Consider the following 16,344-nt stretch of genomic DNA (forward strand, 5'->3'; position numbering starts at 1 on the left):
AGAGTTGCTGCCATTGGAAGTTAAAGGAAGCCACGAATGGATTGGCCTTTACACGAATCAGAGCGGATTCCTATATCTCCTCTCCCAAAGATTGTCCACAGTATGGAAGTCGTGGGGTTGGAGAAAGGTTGGTTCATACGGAATGGAGAGCATGTCATGTCGCGTGCTAAACTCTCTGTATACCCCAACCTAAATGTTGCCACATTATGATCCAGTTTCCTTACGGCATCAGTGATTTCCACCTTATCCGCACAAAAGGGTATTTGTACCTTGATCGCACGGTCGCTATTCCAGATTTGGAAACGGTTGGACGACAGCTAGTATTCCTGCGCCCGCGCCGTTTCGGGAAATCCTTGCTGCTGTCAACGTTGGCGAACTACTACGATTTGTATGCGGCGGATGAATTTTCTACGCTGTTTGGCGACCTTGCCATTGGCAAAAATCCTACCGCCGAACGTAACCAGTACTTGATCTTGCGTTGGGATTTTTCCAAAGTATCGGCTCAGGGCGATCTTGCCGCGATTACTGGCAACCTGTTCCGCCACCTGAACGAGTGCATCAAGGGTTTCGCCCAAAAATATCAGGCAATCCTCAAGTTTCCGATTACGGTGTATGCAGAGGATGCGCTGGCAAGTTTTGATTCTTTAGCCAACAGTGTGAAAAACAGCGGGCACACCCTCTACCTGCTGATTGACGAATACGACAATTTCGCCAATGAAATCCTCACCAGTGACCCGCGTGACCGGGTACGTTACCACGACCTGCTAGAGGGTGAGGGCGTATTGAAAACCTTGTTCAAAGTTATCAAAGCCAGTGCGTCCGAAGGCAATATTTCGCGGGTATTCATCACCGGCGTTTCCCCCGTGGTATTGAGCGACATGACCAGCGGCTACAATGTCGCCACCAGTATTTATCTGGATGAACGTTTCAATGCCTTGTGTGGGGTGACGCAAGACGAACTGATCTTGTTATTGCAGCAAACCCTGCAAGCCCATCAGCAGGATAGCAGTAAGGTTGCGGATATTCTGGATGTGATGCGGCGATTCTATAACGGCTACCGCTTTTGCGAAGTGTTGACGTTGCCGCTGGTGTATAACCCCACCTTGAGCTTTTACTTTTTGCGCCATTACCAGCAGAACGGCGATATGCCGCGCCAAATGCTCGACGGCAATCTGGCGATGGATGCGGGGCGTATCCGTTACATTGCCAACCTGCCAGCCGGTGCGGCTGTGATTGACCAAATTCTGGATGAAACCCGCACGACCCCCTTGCGGCAACTGGAAACCCGCTTCGGGGTAGAACAATTGCAACGGGTGCAACACGACCCGACCTACATGCTCTCCCTGCTGTATTTTTTTGGGGTGTTGACGATAGCGGATGTGGATGGCATGGGGCGGCTAGTGCTGGCAATTCCCAATCTGGTGATCCGTGGCTTGATTCAAAACGTTGATTCAGTGACGTTATTCTGACTTGGCAGACACTAGGCTCACGGCGGAACAAGTGCGTAACCAATCCCGCGAAACCTTGGCGGCATTACCCGTGGTGCAAACAGCGATGCAGGCGGCTTTGACCCAGTTGCAGGATTACCGTCAGGCACTGGAAACCAAATACCAGCAGCCAGACCGCCTGCATTGTCTGGCCGTGGTGGCACTGGGGTTTGAGCGGGTGCTGTGGCAAGCGTGCTGATGACTTTATAGCAGCGGGTTTTTACAATTCCAACAACATCCCATCAAACGCAACCTCAATCCCCGCCGCCGCCAGCTCAGCACGTTCGGGCGAGGTTTCTTCCAGAATCGGGTTGGTATTATTGATGTGAATCAGAATCTTGCGCACAGCGGGGAAATTCGCCAGCCATTCGATCATGCCGCCTTCGCCGGATTGCGGCAGATGCCCCATTTGACGGGCAAGTTTCGTCCCGACCTGACGGCGTGACATTTCATCATCTGTCCAGCACGTGCCATCCACCAGCACACAATCGGCATCGGCGAAAAATGGCTGTAAGTGCGGTTCGATTTCGCCTAAGCCGGGGGCGTAAAACAATTTGCCACCCGTAGCGGTATCTTCAAACCAGAAACCAACATTATCGCCGGGGGTAGGGTGTTCGCGGTGCGGGGAATACGGCGGCGCTTTGCTGTGCAAACTCACGGGGGTAATGCGCAGATTATCGAGGGTGGGAATGCTGAACGCCGTGCCATCCAGCGGTAAGGCATGGCGGTTAGTGCCGCAATAGTGTTGCAGCATGTTCAGAATCGGAAAGCCCGTGGTCAGGTCTTCGTACACGCTATCCGTGCAATACAGTTCCAGCGGCTGTTTGCTTTCACGCAAAATCAGCAAGCCCGTGGTGTGGTCAATTTGGCTATCCGCCAGCATCACCGCCACAATACCGGTATCGCGCAATTGGCGAGCGGGTTGCAATAATTCATGGTTAGCGTTGAGTTGGGTACGGATGTCCGGTGAAGCATTCACCAGCAACCAGTTCACTTTGTCGGTGGAAACCGCAATGGAGGATTGGGTACGCGAACGGGCAATAATCTCACCCGTTCGCTCCCCGGCACACATTGGGCAATTACAGTTCCATTGGGGAAATCCACCGCCCGCCGCAGAACCGAGTACCAAGACAAACAAGATTAACGATTCATAATGTACAGGTTAATCTCGAAACCGTAGCGCATTTCGTTGAATGCCGGTTTAGTCCATTTCAGTGACTTTTTCATGGGTTGTCTCCTAGTTAGGTTAATGGTGAGTTTATAGCATACCGCAATCGAGGTTGGTGGAAGGTTGGTGATGTTATGGGAGCATGTGAAATTTACCAAAAAGAAAGGCTGGGAAAGGAGTCAACCCAGCCTCAAACGGCGTGAAACGCCAGACGGTGGCTTACGCAAGCAGTACAACGCAAGCCAGAGGAGGAACTTTTAGAACGACAACATTGCACCAACGGCAACACTACCGGATTTGTCTTCGCCAACACCCGCTAATTCACTGGTTTGGTTAGACGCTTCGCCAATGAGGGTGAGGCTGTCGGTGAGTTTGTGGTAAGCGCCCACGGTCACTTTGTCATTTTTGACTTTAGTGAGTTTGGTTTGCTCACTTTCAGAGTAGTTGACGCCCAATTTGGTTTTGCCCACGGTATAACTGGCTTGTGCCATGTAGCCTTCCACTTCTTCAGCTTCGCCGGTCGTGCTACTAAAGCCGGGGAAAATAATCCCGCCCAAACCGAGGGTATCCATGCCTTCGCCTTGATAATACGCACCGGCAAAACTGGCTTTATTCACATCGACTTTAGCGAAGACATCCGTACCGCTGATGCTGGGTTTATCACCATTGGCGAGACGGACTTTTTGATTGATTGCTGTGGCGGAAACCTTTGCTTTTACGCCTTTGCCGCCATCCCAGTCATAGCTGATTTTGCCGTGAACACCAGGCTGTCCGCCATCACCAGTGGATTTGCCGTTGGATTCGACCCCATCCACGGGGTTGAAAATCCCGACGGTTGCTTCCACCCCGTTTTTCTTCGGTGCCGTCCAGTTAATTTGTGCCAGACGGTCGGTATACACATAGCCATAACCCAAACCGCCAAGGGTAGTATGCCCGGGGCCTGCGGAAGCGAAGGTTGCACCATTGCCAATCAAGCTCATGTCATTAATGATCGGGTCAAAGCCAAACAAACCGAAATCACGCCCGGCTTTGACAGTCCCCATCTTGTCGTTGCCGAAGGTCAGGTAGACTTGACGCGCATCCACCGTGGAAAAGTCCAGCGCATCACCCGGTAAACCATTGGCATCTTGTGACGCCATTCCGTAGTACACATTGACGTTACCACTGAGGTCGTAGCCACTCTGTTTCGTTTTGGCACTGAAATTCAGTGACGCGGGTAATAAACCGTTGGAAACACTATGGGTATCGCCACTGGCAGTTCCACCCGCATCCAAATCAGCACATGCCAAGCCAGCCATCGTGCCACCTTTCGCGCCCAAATCGCCAGCATCACAGGTGGTCACGGTGTAAAACGTATTAACATTGCCACCCAAGCCCAATTCCCAATCGCCCGCCTGCCAAGTGGCGGCATGGGCAGCTAGGCTGCATGTGCTGAACGCAAGGATAATTGCCAATGTAATGGGATTCTTATTCATAAGTATTCTCCTCTCCGTAAATCAAACAAGTATGTTGATGCGCCGTGTTGCGGGCGACGTCTGAACCTTAATTTGACCAAGGTTGGGAAAAGGTCGGGAAAAGGTTGGTGCAAGGTTGGTGTTTTGTGAAAATACGGATTTTTTATGAATATTTTCGTGATTATCTGTTTATTTTTGTTAAATTGTCTTTGGATTTTAATATTAAAAATCAATTTTTTACAAAAGGTTATCGCAGCTTCTGGTGCGCTGGGTGAATGAGGTTTTTTGAATATTTTTATTTATTTTTTACTGTTTGGCTAATGTGTTTTCTATTAATCTGTTGGTCACTGTGCTAATCTCCGTGTATTGCCACAAGTTTGCTTCGGCGTCTTGTGCATGACGTTAACACCTGAAAGGTTGGAAAAAGGTTGGGAGGCTTTTTTCTAACCGTTACAACCGCTTGAACTAAACGCAGGAGGAGGCGTATGGAACAGGTTATGGCTAGTAGTACAAGTTTATCGCAGCGCAGGCGAATTATTGAAACGCAGTGGAGCCGTTTCCAGTCCGGTAGCCCTTTTCTAAAAAGCACCGAAATCCGTGAAGACATTATGTCGTCGTGGCAACGCAGTTTACAGTTCATTAAGCCCCGCCAAACCCATGCACCCGCCGATGACGAATATACCGCCCTGCAACGGTGGCAGCAGTCGCAGCTTTGTCAGGCAGCCCGCCGTGAACAAGATCAAATGGTGCAATTGGCAAAAGAAGGTGAATTAGTCGCAGCCATTGCTGATCCGCAAGGGCGTTTGTTGTGGACTTTTTCCAGCAGTCATATGCGTAGCCGTGCCGAAGCAGTTAATTTTACCGCTGGTGGGCATTGGGATGAACATTCCGTGGGAACCAATGCTGTTGGTCTGGCGATGAAATTACGGCGTTCCGTGACGGTCTTTTCCTCAGAACACTACCTGCCTTTTGTCCATGACTGGGTGTGTTATGCCGCACCGATCATGCACCCGCAGTCCGGCGAGGTTGTGGGAATTCTCGATATGTCGACGACATGGAATCGTCATACACCATTGGGGCAGGCCGCTGTCACGGAATTGGCACGTTCCATCGGGCGGTGTTTGCCTAGCTGTTTGCCACGTGCGGAATTGGAAATCCACGCGTTGGGGCAGCCACGCATTTTGTTTGAAGGCAAGCCGTTAAACCTACCAATGCGCCAAGTGGAAATTCTGTGCTTATTGGCGCTCAACCCACAAGGCTTAACCTTGGAGGGTTTTCATGCAGCTCTATACGGTGATTCACGGGTTTCGCTGACCACGCTGAAAGCTGAATTGTCACACTTACGGCGTTTATTGGGTGGAAAAATCGGTTCGCGTCCTTACCGTTTGCAAATGCCAGTGTGGGCGGACTTTGTTCAGGTTTGGCAAGCCTTGCGCCAGCAACGCAGTGATGAAGCCTTTGCTCTTTACCGTGGTTCATTCCTGCCCCAATCCACTTCACCTGAGTTGGAGGAATGGCGGCATTGCATTGATGCGGTCATGGGACGGGCGTTAGAGTCGTGTCAGGAGCCGCGTGTTCTGATGGAAAAACTGTGTCATAGCACTTCCGGCAGTGAATTGGTGCGGGAACGTTTGGCTGAATTGATGTCGATGAATTAAGCGGATGACGTTGTGAGTGATGCATAATGGTTCAAGTATTCGATTTCATAGCGTGCCAGTGCTGTTTTTATGTCCTGCGAGGCGATGAGTGGCGATAAAGCGCGTGCCAATACATTGCAGTTCCATAAGCCAATAATCGGCTGTTGTCCAAAAGCGTAGCGCCCCGTTACATCATCACGATTACCCACATAATGCGGATCGTGATCGGGGGTGAAGCTACTTTCCCCCAAATCCAGCGTGACCCCGACAATCGACTGGTTGTCGGTATTCATAACCCCGTGTGTAAAGCCAACCGCTTGCCAATGGGCAATCAACCGCGCCGTTCTCTGCACCACAGCAGCAAACCAGCGGGCGTAGCGTGCTTCGTCTGTACCCAGGCATTCTGGGTAGTGTTGCGTGATCACATGGTCAGCCAGTTGGCGCAAGGCGGAATGGTCGCGGCGGAAATAATGGTATTCAAACGTGCCAAAACGGATGTGGCTCGGTGCAATGCGGGTGAGAATCGCCGCAGGTTGGAAACCCTGACGATACACCAGCGGTTTGCCGGAAACGATACACAACACCCGGCTGGTGGGTACACCGAGTGCGGCTAATTGTTCGCTGAGGGTGTATTCGTGCAAGCATTCTTCCAGACCGGCACGTCCATCGGCGCTGCGAGCATAAGGAGTTCTGCCCACCCCTTTGAGTGCCATATCCCACACGCCGCTACTGCTGCGGATTTCCCCTAGCAGCACATTACGCCCATCCCCTAAAAACGGATTAAATTTGCCGAATTGATGCCCCGCGTAGGCGTGCGCAATGGGGTGCATTCCGGGTAATAAAGTATTGCCACTGAACACTTGCAGGAACAAGTCGGTATCGCATTCGGTGGGATCAATATCCAGCAAAGTGGCAACGCTGGTGTTGGCACATACGCGTTGCGCTTGCTCCAACCCTTGCGGTAGGTGAGGTGTGTAAAATGTTGTGCCTAGGGTGTGGAAATGTTGTTGAAAGCTGAGTTCAGATAAAAGCTGCATGTTTCCCTCTAAAACGCGGGTCAGGCGTACTTGCCTGCCCCACGCACGTCATTAGAGACGAAAATTAGAAGAAGCCCAATGGGTTTACGTCGTAGCTTACTAGCAGGTTTTTGGTTTGCTGGTAATGATCAAGCATCATCTTGTGGGTTTCGCGACCAACACCGGACTTTTTGTAGCCACCGAACGCAGCGTGAGCAGGGTAGAGATGGTAGCAGTTTGTCCATACACGACCGGCTTGAATGCCACGCCCCATGCGGTAAGAACGGTTCATGTCACGTGTCCACACGCCTGCACCTAAGCCGAATTCGGTGTCATTGGCAATCGCCAGTGCTTCGGCTTCGTCTTTGAAAGTAGCCACGGACACGACTGGTCCGAAGATTTCTTCTTGGAACACGCGCATATTATTGGTGCCTTTCAGCAGCGTCGGTTGGATGTAATAACCGTCGCAGTAGTCGCCACCCAATTGCTCGGCTGCGCCCCCGGTAATGACTTCTGCGCCTTCTTCCTTGCCAATTTGGATATAGCTGAGAATTTTTTCGTACTGCTCTTGGGAGGCTTGTGCGCCGACCATGACTTCAGTATCCAACGGGTTGCCGCGTTTGATCATTGCCGCACGTTCGATGACCATGCCAATGAATTTTTCGTAAATGGATTCCTGAATCAATAAGCGTGATGGGCAGGTGCAAACTTCGCCTTGGTTGAAGAATGCCAATACTGCGCCTTCGACCGCTTTGCTCACAAACGCATCTTCATAATCCAACACGTCAGCGAAGAACACATTCGGGGATTTGCCACCCAATTCGACGGTGGAAGGAATAATATTTTCCGCCGCGTATTTCATAATCAGCGAGCCGACCGGGGTAGAGCCGGTGAAAGCGATTTTGGCGATGCGGGTGCTGGTTGCGAGTGCTTTGCCTGCTTCCACGCCGAAGCCGTTAACAATGTTCAATACGCCTGCTGGCAATAGGTCAGCAATCAGTTCCATCATGACGAGGATCGAAGCTGGGGTTTGTTCGGCGGGTTTCAGCACCACGCAGTTACCGGCTGCTAATGCCGGAGCGAGTTTCCAGCACGCCATCAATAGGGGGAAGTTCCAGGGGATGATTTGCCCGACTACGCCTAATGGCTCGTGGAAATGGTACGCGACGGTGTGTTCGTCGATTTCGCCCATCGTGCCTTCTTGCGCCCGCAAGCAGCCCGCGAAATAGCGGAAGTGATCCGCGCACAGCGGCACGTCAGCGTTGAGGGTTTCGCGCACGGCTTTGCCATTGTCCCAGGTTTCGGCGACTGCCAGCATTTCCAGATTTGCCTCAATGCGATCCGCGATTTTCAGCAGGGTATTGGAACGTGCGGTGACGGATGTCTTGCCCCACGCATCTTTAGCGGCGTGGGCGGCATCCAGTGCCAGTTCAACGTCTTCGGCAGTGGAACGCGGAATTTGGCAGAACGGCTTGCCGTTGACCGGAGAAATGTTATCGAAGTATTCGCCCTTGACGGGTTCTTTCCATTCGCCGCCGATGAAGTTGCCGTAACGTTCTTTGAAATGGATGACAGCGCCGTCGGTATTCGGGTTTGCGTATTGCATGTTATCTTCTCTCCTCTCATGGGGTCGGTTATCAGGTGAGAGCTAACGCTTAAGGGTAGCTCTTGTGGATAACATAAGGCATAGAGGTTGGAGAAAGGTTGGTTGTGAAGTCTCTCTGCTGCGAATCGCCACCGTTCATCTTTCTACTTGCCCTGTTGCTGATTAATTTGAGTAGAATCATGCGGGTATCAACCAACTATCGTGGCTATGTATGCGTGTCAGGTTACTATCGCTGTTGTTAATGTTTGGTCTTATGAGCGTGTCGGTGCAGGCGGAAATTTACCGTTGGGTGGATGCTGCCGGTAACACGGTGTATGGCGATAACCCACCGAAACAAAGTGCTGCCAAGCCCGTCGATTTGCCGATGTTAACCGTGGCAGATAGCCCCGCTCCTGCACCCGCTGCCAAGCTCGACGCCGCCCCCGCAGCAGAGGAAGAAGCGTATACCGATTTTGCGATTACCTCACCGAGTGCGGATGAAGCCATCCGTGCTAATGAGGGGAATGTGACGGTGAGTGTATCCCTGAAACCGGCATTAAAACCCGGCGATAGCGTGGCACTTTATCTGGACTCAAAACAAGTCGGATCCGGCGCATCACTGTCTTTTGCATTGACCGAAGTGGAACGCGGCGAACACAGCGTATTTGCCGTTTTAAGCAATGCGGAAGGTGACATTATTCAAAACACCGAGCCGGTAACATTCAGCGTCTTACGGCATTCAGCCCTGCAATAGCGTTCAAGCCCGTGTGCCGAAAATCGCCGTGCCAATGCGCACGATGGTTGCACCTTCGGCAATCGCGGCTTCCATGTCATCGGTCATGCCCATTGACAGCGTATCCAGCGTGAAACCTTGCGCGACCAAATCTTCTTGCAATGCCCGCACTTGCGCAAACACGGCGCGTTGCTGAGCGAAATCCTGTTCTGGCGCAGGAATTGCCATCAAACCCCGCAAGCGAATCCCCGGTAAAGCAGCGATCTGACTTGCTAATGCTGCCAATTCCTCCGGTTGTATCCCCGATTTGCTGATTTCATTGCTGATATTCACTTGCAAGCAAATATTAATCTCTGGCGCGTCCGCTGGTTTTTGGTCGCTTAAGCGCTGGGCAATTTTGAGACTGTCAACCGAATGCACCCAGCGGGCAGTGCTGGCGATCAAACGGGTTTTGTTGGATTGGATCGGGCCGATGAAATGCCAGTCGAGATTGCTATGGTCATTGGCAAGTTCGGCAGCTTTTTCGACCATTTCTTGCACGTAATTTTCACCGAAACAGGTTTGCCCCGCGTCGATGGCTTCACGAATACTGGCGCTGGGGTGTTTCTTGCTCACTGCCAATAATTGCACGCTGCCCGGTTTACGCCCAAAGCGTTGTTCGGCAGCGCGGATACGTTCGCCGATTGTCTGGATATTGTCACGGATTGTCATGGTATGTGTTACTTTCCTCATTAATCACTGAACTAAACCCATAACGTGAATTATAACAACAATGGACATTACCCAACTATTGGCGTTCAGCGTCAAAAACAATGCATCCGACTTGCACTTGTCGGGCGGGATGCCTCCCATGATCCGTGTCGATGGCGAAATGCGCAAGATCAACTTGCCGGTGCTCGACCATAAACAAGTACACGCGCTGGTGTACGACATCATGAATGATCACCAACGTAAAAACTACGAAGAGCATTGGGAATGCGATTTTTCGTTTGAAATTCCCGGTGTGGCGCGGTTTCGTGTGAATGCCTTTAACCAAAACCGTGGCGCAGGTGCGGTGTTTCGTACCATCCCCAGCAAAGTATTAACGCTGGATCAGTTGGGTGCGCCAGGTATTTTTCGGAAAATTTCGGAAAACCCACGCGGCTTGGTGTTGGTGACAGGGCCGACCGGTTCGGGTAAATCCACCACCCTCGCGGCGATGGTCGATTACAAAAATGATACCGATTACGGGCATATTTTGACCATTGAAGACCCGATCGAATTCGTGCACGAAAGCAAAAAAAGTTTGGTCAACCAACGTGAAGTGCATCGCGATACCAAAGGCTTTGAAGCCGCCCTCCGTTCCGCCTTGCGTGAAGACCCGGATACCATTCTGGTCGGGGAAATGCGTGACTTGGAAACGATTCGCTTGGCACTAACCGCAGCAGAAACCGGGCATTTGGTATTCGGCACGTTGCATACGACATCCGCACCCAAAACCATTGACCGTATTGTGGACGTGTTCCCCGCTGCCGAAAAAGAGATGGTGCGTTCCATGCTTTCCGAATCCTTGCAAGCGGTGATTTCGCAAACTTTGCTGAAGAAAAAAGGTGGGGGGCGCGTGGCAGCACACGAAATTCTGATTGGCAATCGGGCGGTGCGTAACCTGATTCGTGAAAATAAGATTGCGCAAATGCGTTCTGCGATGCAAACCGGGCAAAGTGACGGGATGCAAACCCTTGATCAATCACTGAAAAACTTGGTGATGAAAGGTTTGGTGGATCGTGAAGCGGCGCGGCGTAAAGCCGATAACCCGGATTCTATTTAACGAGGGCTGGACTATGGATCGCGATGCTGCTGTCAGCTACGTGCATAAGTTATTGGCGACTATGTTGGAAAAAAAGGCTTCCGACTTGTATGTTACGGCGGAGGCGGCTCCTTCTGCCAAAATTTCCAGCGAAATGCTGCCATTAACCAATCAGCCACTCAATGAGCAAACGGCGCGGATGTTGGTGCGGGCGATTATGAATGACCGCCAGCTCAAACAGTTCGAGGAGGACATGGAATGCAATTTTTCCATTAGTCTGCCGGGCAAAGCGCGATTCCGGGTGAATGCGTTCACGCAACGCGGTTGTGCGGGGATGGTCTTGCGCCATATTCCCAACCATATTCCGGGGTTGAAGGATTTGGGTTTGCCGCCGGTCTTGCGCGATATTGCGATGACCAAGCGCGGTTTGGTGATTATGGTGGGGGCGACCGGTTCAGGTAAATCGACCACACTGGCATCAATGGTCGATTTCCGCAATACCAATTCCAAAGGGCATATTGTCACGATTGAAGACCCGATTGAGTTTGTGCATCAGCACAAAGGGTGCTTGATTACGCAGCGCGAAGTGGGTGTCGATACCGCCAGCTATGAAATCGCGATGAAGAATACCTTGCGGCAAGCTCCTGATGTGATTTTGCTGGGGGAGATCCGTGACCGTGAGTCGATGGATTACGCGATTGCCTACGCCGAAACTGGGCATTTGTGCTTGTCGACCTTGCACGCCAACAGTTCCAACCAAGCGATTGACCGTATTATCAACTTTTTCCCGGAAGAACGCCGCAATCAATTATTGATGGATTTGTCGCTTAATCTTAAGGCGGTGGTCTCACAGCGGCTGGTGCGTAAAGCCAAAGGGGAAGGGCGTTTGCCTGCGGTGGAGGTGGTTATTAATACCCCATTAATGGCAGATTTAATCCTGAAAGGCGATGTGCCGGGCATGAAGATTCTGACCTCAAAATCGCGTGAACACGGAATGCGCACCTTCGACCAAGCGCTATTTGATCTGATTGAGGCACGGCAAATCACGGTGCATGAAGCTTTACGTCATGCGGATTCGCAGAATGACTTGCGCCTGCGTCTCAAACTGGAAAGCCGTTTCGCGCAAGATAATGACTTCTTCAAGGGGTTGGATGATTTGGCGATTGAACCACTGGAGAATACCCGCGCATGACAATTTTAACTGAAGCCGAGCTGCGCATTACCCCAATGTTGAATATGATGGTGAAGCAAAATGCATCGGATTTGTATTTGACCACGGGGGCGCACGCCACGATTAAAATGCGTGGGCAGCTTAAGCGCATTAGCCGCGAACCGATGAAACCGGGCAATATTCGTCAATTAGCTGAAGAGATCCTCACCGCAACCGAAATTGAAGCTTTCTTTACTGATCGTGAATTAAATAAGGGATTTTCGCTGAAAGGCATTGGGCGTTTCCGCATGAATTTTTATTTTCAGCGCGGGGAAGTGTCGATGGTGATTCGCCATATTCGTTCCGACATTCGCTCGCCGGATGAGTTGAAATTGCCGGAAGTGCTGAAAAAGTTGGTGATGCAAAAGGAAGGGATGTTGCTGTTTGTAGGTTCCACAGGGTCGGGTAAATCCACGTCGATGGCATCCTTGATTCAGCACCGCAATGAGCACCATTCTGGGCATATTTTGACGATTGAAGATCCGATTGAATACACCTTCCGCCACGGCAAATCCATTATCGGGCAGCGTGAAGTCGGTTTTGATACCTTGAGTTACGCCAATGCGATGCGCGAAGCGATGCGTGAAGCCCCTGACATGATCATGGTGGGAGAAGTACGCGATACCGAAACGATGGATGCGGTGTTGGGTTTTGCCGATACTGGGCATTTGGTATTGTCGACCTTGCACGCTACCAATGTGATTCAGGCACTGGAGCGGATGCTGTATTTGTTTCCCAGTGAAAACAAAAACCGGGTATTGATGGATTTGTCCTTGAATCTACGCGGTATTGTGGCACAACGGCTGATTCCCGATGAACAGGATGGCTTGCATCTGGCAGCGGAGGTATTGGTGAATACCCCGTATGTGGCAGAACTGATCCGCACCGGACAATTTGGCGAGTTGAAAGACATTATCGCCAAAGGTTCGGTGGATGGGATGCAAACCTTTGACCAAGCCTTATACCAGCTTTACACCGACAGCTATATCAGCAAGACCGTGGCGTTGGAATACGCCGGTTCCCGCAACGATTTGGAATGGCAAATCAATTTCGGTGCGGGTCAGGCGGCGGGGAGCGATGCGGATTATGCCTTGCCGGAAATGGCTTAAGTAAACGGAGATGCAACTACCGGTACGTTTAAGTACTGGCATATATCGTGACGATTATCCATGCCATTTTCATTGAAGGCGCGGGCATTCAGAATAACGCCTGCCAGCTTGAGACCGCGTTGTTGCACGGCTGCGGCAGTGAGTAAGACATGGTTGATGCAACCTAAACGGTCTTCTGTGACGATAACTACTGGCAAGCCTAGCATTTGGGCAAGATCGGCATTGAGACCGTCATCGGCAATCGGTGAATAGAAGCCACCCGCACCTTCCACATGCAGAAACTGGTGGGGTTCCCAATGCGTGGGGCAGGCTGCTGCCAGTTGTTGCAGCACTAGGGTTTTGCCTTCTTGCATTGCTGCCCGTGGTGGGGCAAGGGCAGCAGCAAAGCGGTAAGGGCAGACGCTATGATCGAAAGTTTGCCCCGCTGCATTGGCTAACTGCCAAGCGTCAGTTTGTTGGATGTCTTCAGCCCAACCCGATTCGGCGGGTTTGCGTGGGATCACTTCACGCCCCAATACTCGCAAGGTCTTAATCAGTTGTGTTCCTATCCATGTTTTACCTACGCCAGTATCCGTGCCGGTCATGAAAATGCCCCTAGCAGTATCTATGCCAGAATCAGCCAGCCATTGTGCGAATTTTGGAACAATCATTTCCATGCGGTTTCCTTTTCTTTCTCAAAGGTATCATTTTAGATGATACGTTGATGGCAGTGCCTGCCATTTTTCCACTGAAAGTTAAGCCTAGACTAATGTTTCTATGACTAAGGGACAATACTAGGGGGTATCCAGCAGATGATACTTATGTCGGGAATCAAAAAGATGATAATTTTAACTTATTAACTTGAACCATTTTGCTAAAAAATACGACTATTAGTTTGTTTATTAAACTAATTTGATTCAAATCAATAAATTTTACATATAACTTGCTTGGTAAATAATAAGATGACGATAAAAAGGTTCTCCCTTGTTTTGGGCGGCGGTTTGCTGCTTTCTTGTGCTAATTGGGCTATGGCTCAGCAACAGTGTCAGGGTAATATTCCCGCTTCCACTCCCGTGCAGCGCTTCAATGATCAGGGTAATGGTACACTCATTGATACTCATACCGGTTTGATGTGGAAAAAATGTTTAGAAGGTCAGGATGGGGAGCGTTGCGGCGGACAGGCGGTACGCATGGAGTGGGATAGCGCCGCCAATCTCGCGCAATTAACCGGTAGTGATAAGTTTGCCGGTTACACTGGCTGGCGCTTACCAACGCTGGATGAACTCAACAGTATTGTGGAGCAACGTTGTTCCGAACCTGCTGTTAATCTGGACGTGTTTCCGCGAATGCCTGCGGTTGGGGTTTGGTCGATGAATCAAGTCGATTCATTTGCATGGAGTATGGATTTCGATAAAGGTCGCGCCTATGAACACCTCAAAGGTGCGGGTAAATACATTCGCTTGGTGCGCAATTTACGGTGATTGACAGTGATTGTGCAGAATCTTTAGGCGGAAGCCGTCCCGGATGCTGCGTTGCTAAGTGCATTGGAGGCAGCATCCGGGTGTCGCTGGAAATACGCTTACCGGCGTTGAGGCTTATTTCTTGCCAACATCCTGCGGGATAATGAAATATTGTGGGGCAGCAGCGGGGGCTTGTTGTACTGGCGCTGCTTCAGCGGGTGCAACTTGTTCTGCTAGTTTTGGTTCGGCGGGTTGAACCTTGGCGTCAGCTTTGACAGCGGTGGTCGCTGCCGGTGTGGCGCTGTAGCGTTCAAAGCTGCCATTGTCTTCAATATCCGCAGCGGGTGCTGTTGGTTGTAAGGCGGCTGCCAATTGCTTGGGGGTGGTCGTCATGAAAGTATTCATGTCCACAATATCCTTATCGGTCAGGATACCGGCAGCTTGGCGCAGTTTCAGCGTATTCAACAGGTAGGTGTAGCGGGTTTGGGCGTAATCACGGCGGGCGCTGAAGACATTGCGCAGTGAGGTAAGCACATCTACCGCAGTACGGGTGCCAACTTCAAAACCGGCTTGGGTAGCTTCAGCCGCTGTTTCAGCAGAGGCAAGCGCCCGTTGGTTCGCTTTGACTTGGCTGATGCTGGATTGCACGGTCAAAAATGCATTACGTGCTTGTTGTTCCGTGGTGCGGTTCTGGAATTCAAATTGCTGCTGTGCTTGGCGAAAATTGTGTTGAGCTTCGCGGATTCTGGAATCTGTGCTGCCGCCTGTATACAGCGGCATACTGACTTGCACGCCAACACTGGCACCATATACTTGTGGGTCTAATGCTGCATCGCTCTGGGTATCGCTCCCAGTTTGTTTGGCGACCAGATCCACGACGGGTTTTTTCGCAGCGCGTTGAATATCAATCGCTGTTTGTGCCGCCTGAATCGCGTGTTGGCTGGCAATGAGCTGCTTGTTATTGGCTTTGGCTGTTTTGACCCATTGCTCAATATCGGCTGGGGTTGGCACGGTCAGCGGTAGGTTGGCTGCTGGCGCATTCAGCGTCTGGTAGAAACCACCCGTGAGTACCCGTAACTGTTCCCGGCTGAGGTCAAGCTGGTTGACCGCGTTGATTTCCTGGGCAATTGCCAGATCGTAGCGTGATTCCGCTTCTTTGACATCGGTAATGGCAGAGCGACCAGCATCAAAATAGGCGCGGGTTTGTTCCAGTTGGCGGCTGATGGCGTCTTTTTCAGTGCGGGCGAATTCGAGATTGTCTTGTGCTAACAGAAAATTGAAATAGGCTTCCGCGACGCGCAGGATCAGCCCTTCCCGTTCAGCATCCAAACCGGCACTGGCTTGCGCAATGACCGAATCCGCCTGATTAACTTGAGCGTTCAGGGCTTTGTTATACAGAGATTTGCTCAAATTCAGGCTGTAATTAGCGTTGCTGGAATTGAGGCTATTGCTTGATTCGAGCAGGGATGCATCACGGGTAGTGCGTTGGTGATTTTGGGTAATGGATCCGGAAACCCCGACTTGTGGTTTGAGCGCAGCAAGTGCTTGCGGTTTACGTTCCAGAATCGCCAGATAATCGCTTTCCAGCGCTTTGAATTGGGCATCGTAGCCTTTGGCTTGTTGGTAAACCTGAAGCAGATTTTCTGCCTGTGCCTGTTGCGTGACGAGTGTCAGGGAGGCTGCTATCAAGAATGCCAGTGTGTGTTGTTTCATAAAAAAC

General features: G+C 51.1%; 16 protein-coding genes. 8 read left to right on the forward strand and 8 right to left on the reverse strand.

Annotated features, from left to right (window positions below; translation table 11 throughout):
* Nucleotides 1–206 precede the first annotated feature (206 nt).
* Both L2Y54_RS05530 and L2Y54_RS21755 read left to right on the forward strand, forming a co-directional pair.
* On the forward strand, nucleotides 207–1,469 hold the full coding sequence (locus L2Y54_RS05530; protein ID WP_311196228.1) for an AAA family ATPase: 1,263 nt from the start codon (nucleotides 207–209) through the stop codon (nucleotides 1,467–1,469).
* Between the two features lies 1 nt (nucleotide 1,470).
* A complete protein-coding gene (locus tag L2Y54_RS21755; protein WP_311196229.1) occupies nucleotides 1,471–1,686 on the forward strand; it encodes a hypothetical protein in 216 nt (71 codons plus the stop codon).
* Between the two features lie 21 nt (nucleotides 1,687–1,707).
* On the opposite strand, the gene pqqB is transcribed toward L2Y54_RS21755, so the two are convergent.
* The 3 genes from pqqB to L2Y54_RS05540 all read right to left on the reverse strand — a co-directional run bounded on the left by pqqB (nucleotide 1,708) and on the right by L2Y54_RS05540 (nucleotide 4,130).
* The gene (gene pqqB / locus L2Y54_RS05535; protein WP_236500797.1) at nucleotides 1,708–2,625 is read right to left on the reverse strand and encodes a pyrroloquinoline quinone biosynthesis protein PqqB; all 918 of its coding nucleotides are present in this window, start codon (nucleotides 2,623–2,625) and stop codon (nucleotides 1,708–1,710) included.
* A gap of 2 nt (nucleotides 2,626–2,627) precedes the next feature.
* Nucleotides 2,628–2,714: a pyrroloquinoline quinone precursor peptide PqqA gene (gene pqqA / locus L2Y54_RS21840; protein WP_038140970.1), complete on the reverse strand. Its 87-nt coding sequence runs from the start codon at nucleotides 2,712–2,714 to the stop codon at nucleotides 2,628–2,630.
* Between the two features lie 198 nt (nucleotides 2,715–2,912).
* Nucleotides 2,913–4,130 carry a porin gene (locus L2Y54_RS05540; RefSeq protein ID WP_236500798.1) on the reverse strand — a complete coding sequence of 406 codons (1,218 nt, stop codon included), beginning with the start codon at nucleotides 4,128–4,130 and terminating at the stop codon, nucleotides 2,913–2,915.
* 476 nt (nucleotides 4,131–4,606) lie between these two features.
* On the opposite strand from L2Y54_RS05540, the gene L2Y54_RS05545 reads away from it, so the two are divergent.
* On the forward strand, nucleotides 4,607–5,767 hold the full coding sequence (locus tag L2Y54_RS05545) for a helix-turn-helix domain-containing protein (RefSeq protein WP_236500799.1): 1,161 nt from the start codon (nucleotides 4,607–4,609) through the stop codon (nucleotides 5,765–5,767).
* Here the strand turns inward: L2Y54_RS05545 and L2Y54_RS05550 are convergent.
* Together L2Y54_RS05550 and exaC are read right to left on the reverse strand one after the other, a co-directional pair.
* Nucleotides 5,764–6,783 carry a protein adenylyltransferase SelO family protein gene (locus tag L2Y54_RS05550; RefSeq protein WP_236500800.1) on the reverse strand — a complete coding sequence of 340 codons (1,020 nt, stop codon included), beginning with the start codon at nucleotides 6,781–6,783 and terminating at the stop codon, nucleotides 5,764–5,766. The genes L2Y54_RS05545 and L2Y54_RS05550 overlap by 4 nt on opposite strands.
* Nucleotides 6,784–6,847: 64 nt before the next feature.
* Nucleotides 6,848–8,368 carry an acetaldehyde dehydrogenase ExaC gene (exaC, locus tag L2Y54_RS05555; protein ID WP_236500801.1) on the reverse strand — a complete coding sequence of 507 codons (1,521 nt, stop codon included), beginning with the start codon at nucleotides 8,366–8,368 and terminating at the stop codon, nucleotides 6,848–6,850.
* A 241-nt stretch (nucleotides 8,369–8,609) separates the two neighbouring features.
* On the opposite strand from exaC, the gene L2Y54_RS05560 reads away from it, so the two are divergent.
* A complete protein-coding gene (locus L2Y54_RS05560; protein WP_236500802.1) occupies nucleotides 8,610–9,101 on the forward strand; it encodes a DUF4124 domain-containing protein in 492 nt (163 codons plus the stop codon).
* Nucleotides 9,102–9,104: 3 nt separating this feature from the next.
* On the opposite strand, the gene L2Y54_RS05565 is transcribed toward L2Y54_RS05560, so the two are convergent.
* Nucleotides 9,105–9,791, reverse strand: a complete 687-nt coding sequence (locus L2Y54_RS05565) for a YggS family pyridoxal phosphate-dependent enzyme (RefSeq protein ID WP_236500804.1) — start codon at nucleotides 9,789–9,791, stop codon at nucleotides 9,105–9,107.
* A gap of 61 nt (nucleotides 9,792–9,852) precedes the next feature.
* On the opposite strand from L2Y54_RS05565, the gene L2Y54_RS05570 reads away from it, so the two are divergent.
* The 3 genes from L2Y54_RS05570 to L2Y54_RS05580 are packed head-to-tail and all read left to right on the forward strand — an operon-like array spanning nucleotide 9,853 to nucleotide 13,185.
* Nucleotides 9,853–10,887 carry a type IV pilus twitching motility protein PilT gene (locus L2Y54_RS05570; protein WP_202715528.1) on the forward strand — a complete coding sequence of 345 codons (1,035 nt, stop codon included), beginning with the start codon at nucleotides 9,853–9,855 and terminating at the stop codon, nucleotides 10,885–10,887.
* Between the two features lie 13 nt (nucleotides 10,888–10,900).
* Nucleotides 10,901–12,058 carry a PilT/PilU family type 4a pilus ATPase gene (locus tag L2Y54_RS05575; RefSeq protein ID WP_236500805.1) on the forward strand — a complete coding sequence of 386 codons (1,158 nt, stop codon included), beginning with the start codon at nucleotides 10,901–10,903 and terminating at the stop codon, nucleotides 12,056–12,058.
* Entirely contained in the window at nucleotides 12,055–13,185 is a 1,131-nt protein-coding gene (locus L2Y54_RS05580) for a PilT/PilU family type 4a pilus ATPase (protein ID WP_236500806.1), read from the forward strand. The genes L2Y54_RS05575 and L2Y54_RS05580 overlap by 4 nt, the downstream gene beginning before the upstream one ends.
* Here the strand turns inward: L2Y54_RS05580 and bioD are convergent.
* Nucleotides 13,182–13,841 carry a dethiobiotin synthase gene (gene bioD / locus L2Y54_RS05585; protein ID WP_236500807.1) on the reverse strand — a complete coding sequence of 220 codons (660 nt, stop codon included), beginning with the start codon at nucleotides 13,839–13,841 and terminating at the stop codon, nucleotides 13,182–13,184. The genes L2Y54_RS05580 and bioD overlap by 4 nt on opposite strands.
* Nucleotides 13,842–14,192: 351 nt before the next feature.
* Between bioD and L2Y54_RS05590 the strand changes: the two genes are divergently transcribed.
* Nucleotides 14,193–14,645, forward strand: coding sequence for an Lcl C-terminal domain-containing protein (locus tag L2Y54_RS05590; RefSeq protein WP_236500808.1), 453 nt, complete (start codon nucleotides 14,193–14,195; stop codon nucleotides 14,643–14,645).
* Between the two features lie 114 nt (nucleotides 14,646–14,759).
* Here the strand turns inward: L2Y54_RS05590 and L2Y54_RS05595 are convergent, their stop codons facing one another.
* Nucleotides 14,760–16,337 (reverse strand): TolC family outer membrane protein, encoded by a 1,578-nt coding sequence (locus L2Y54_RS05595; protein WP_236500809.1) that lies wholly within the window; start codon nucleotides 16,335–16,337, stop codon nucleotides 14,760–14,762.
* Nucleotides 16,338–16,344: the final 7 nt, after the last annotated feature.

The sequence above is a fragment of the Thiothrix winogradskyi genome, from assembly GCF_021650935.1.
Lineage (GTDB): Bacteria > Pseudomonadota > Gammaproteobacteria > Thiotrichales > Thiotrichaceae > Thiothrix > Thiothrix winogradskyi.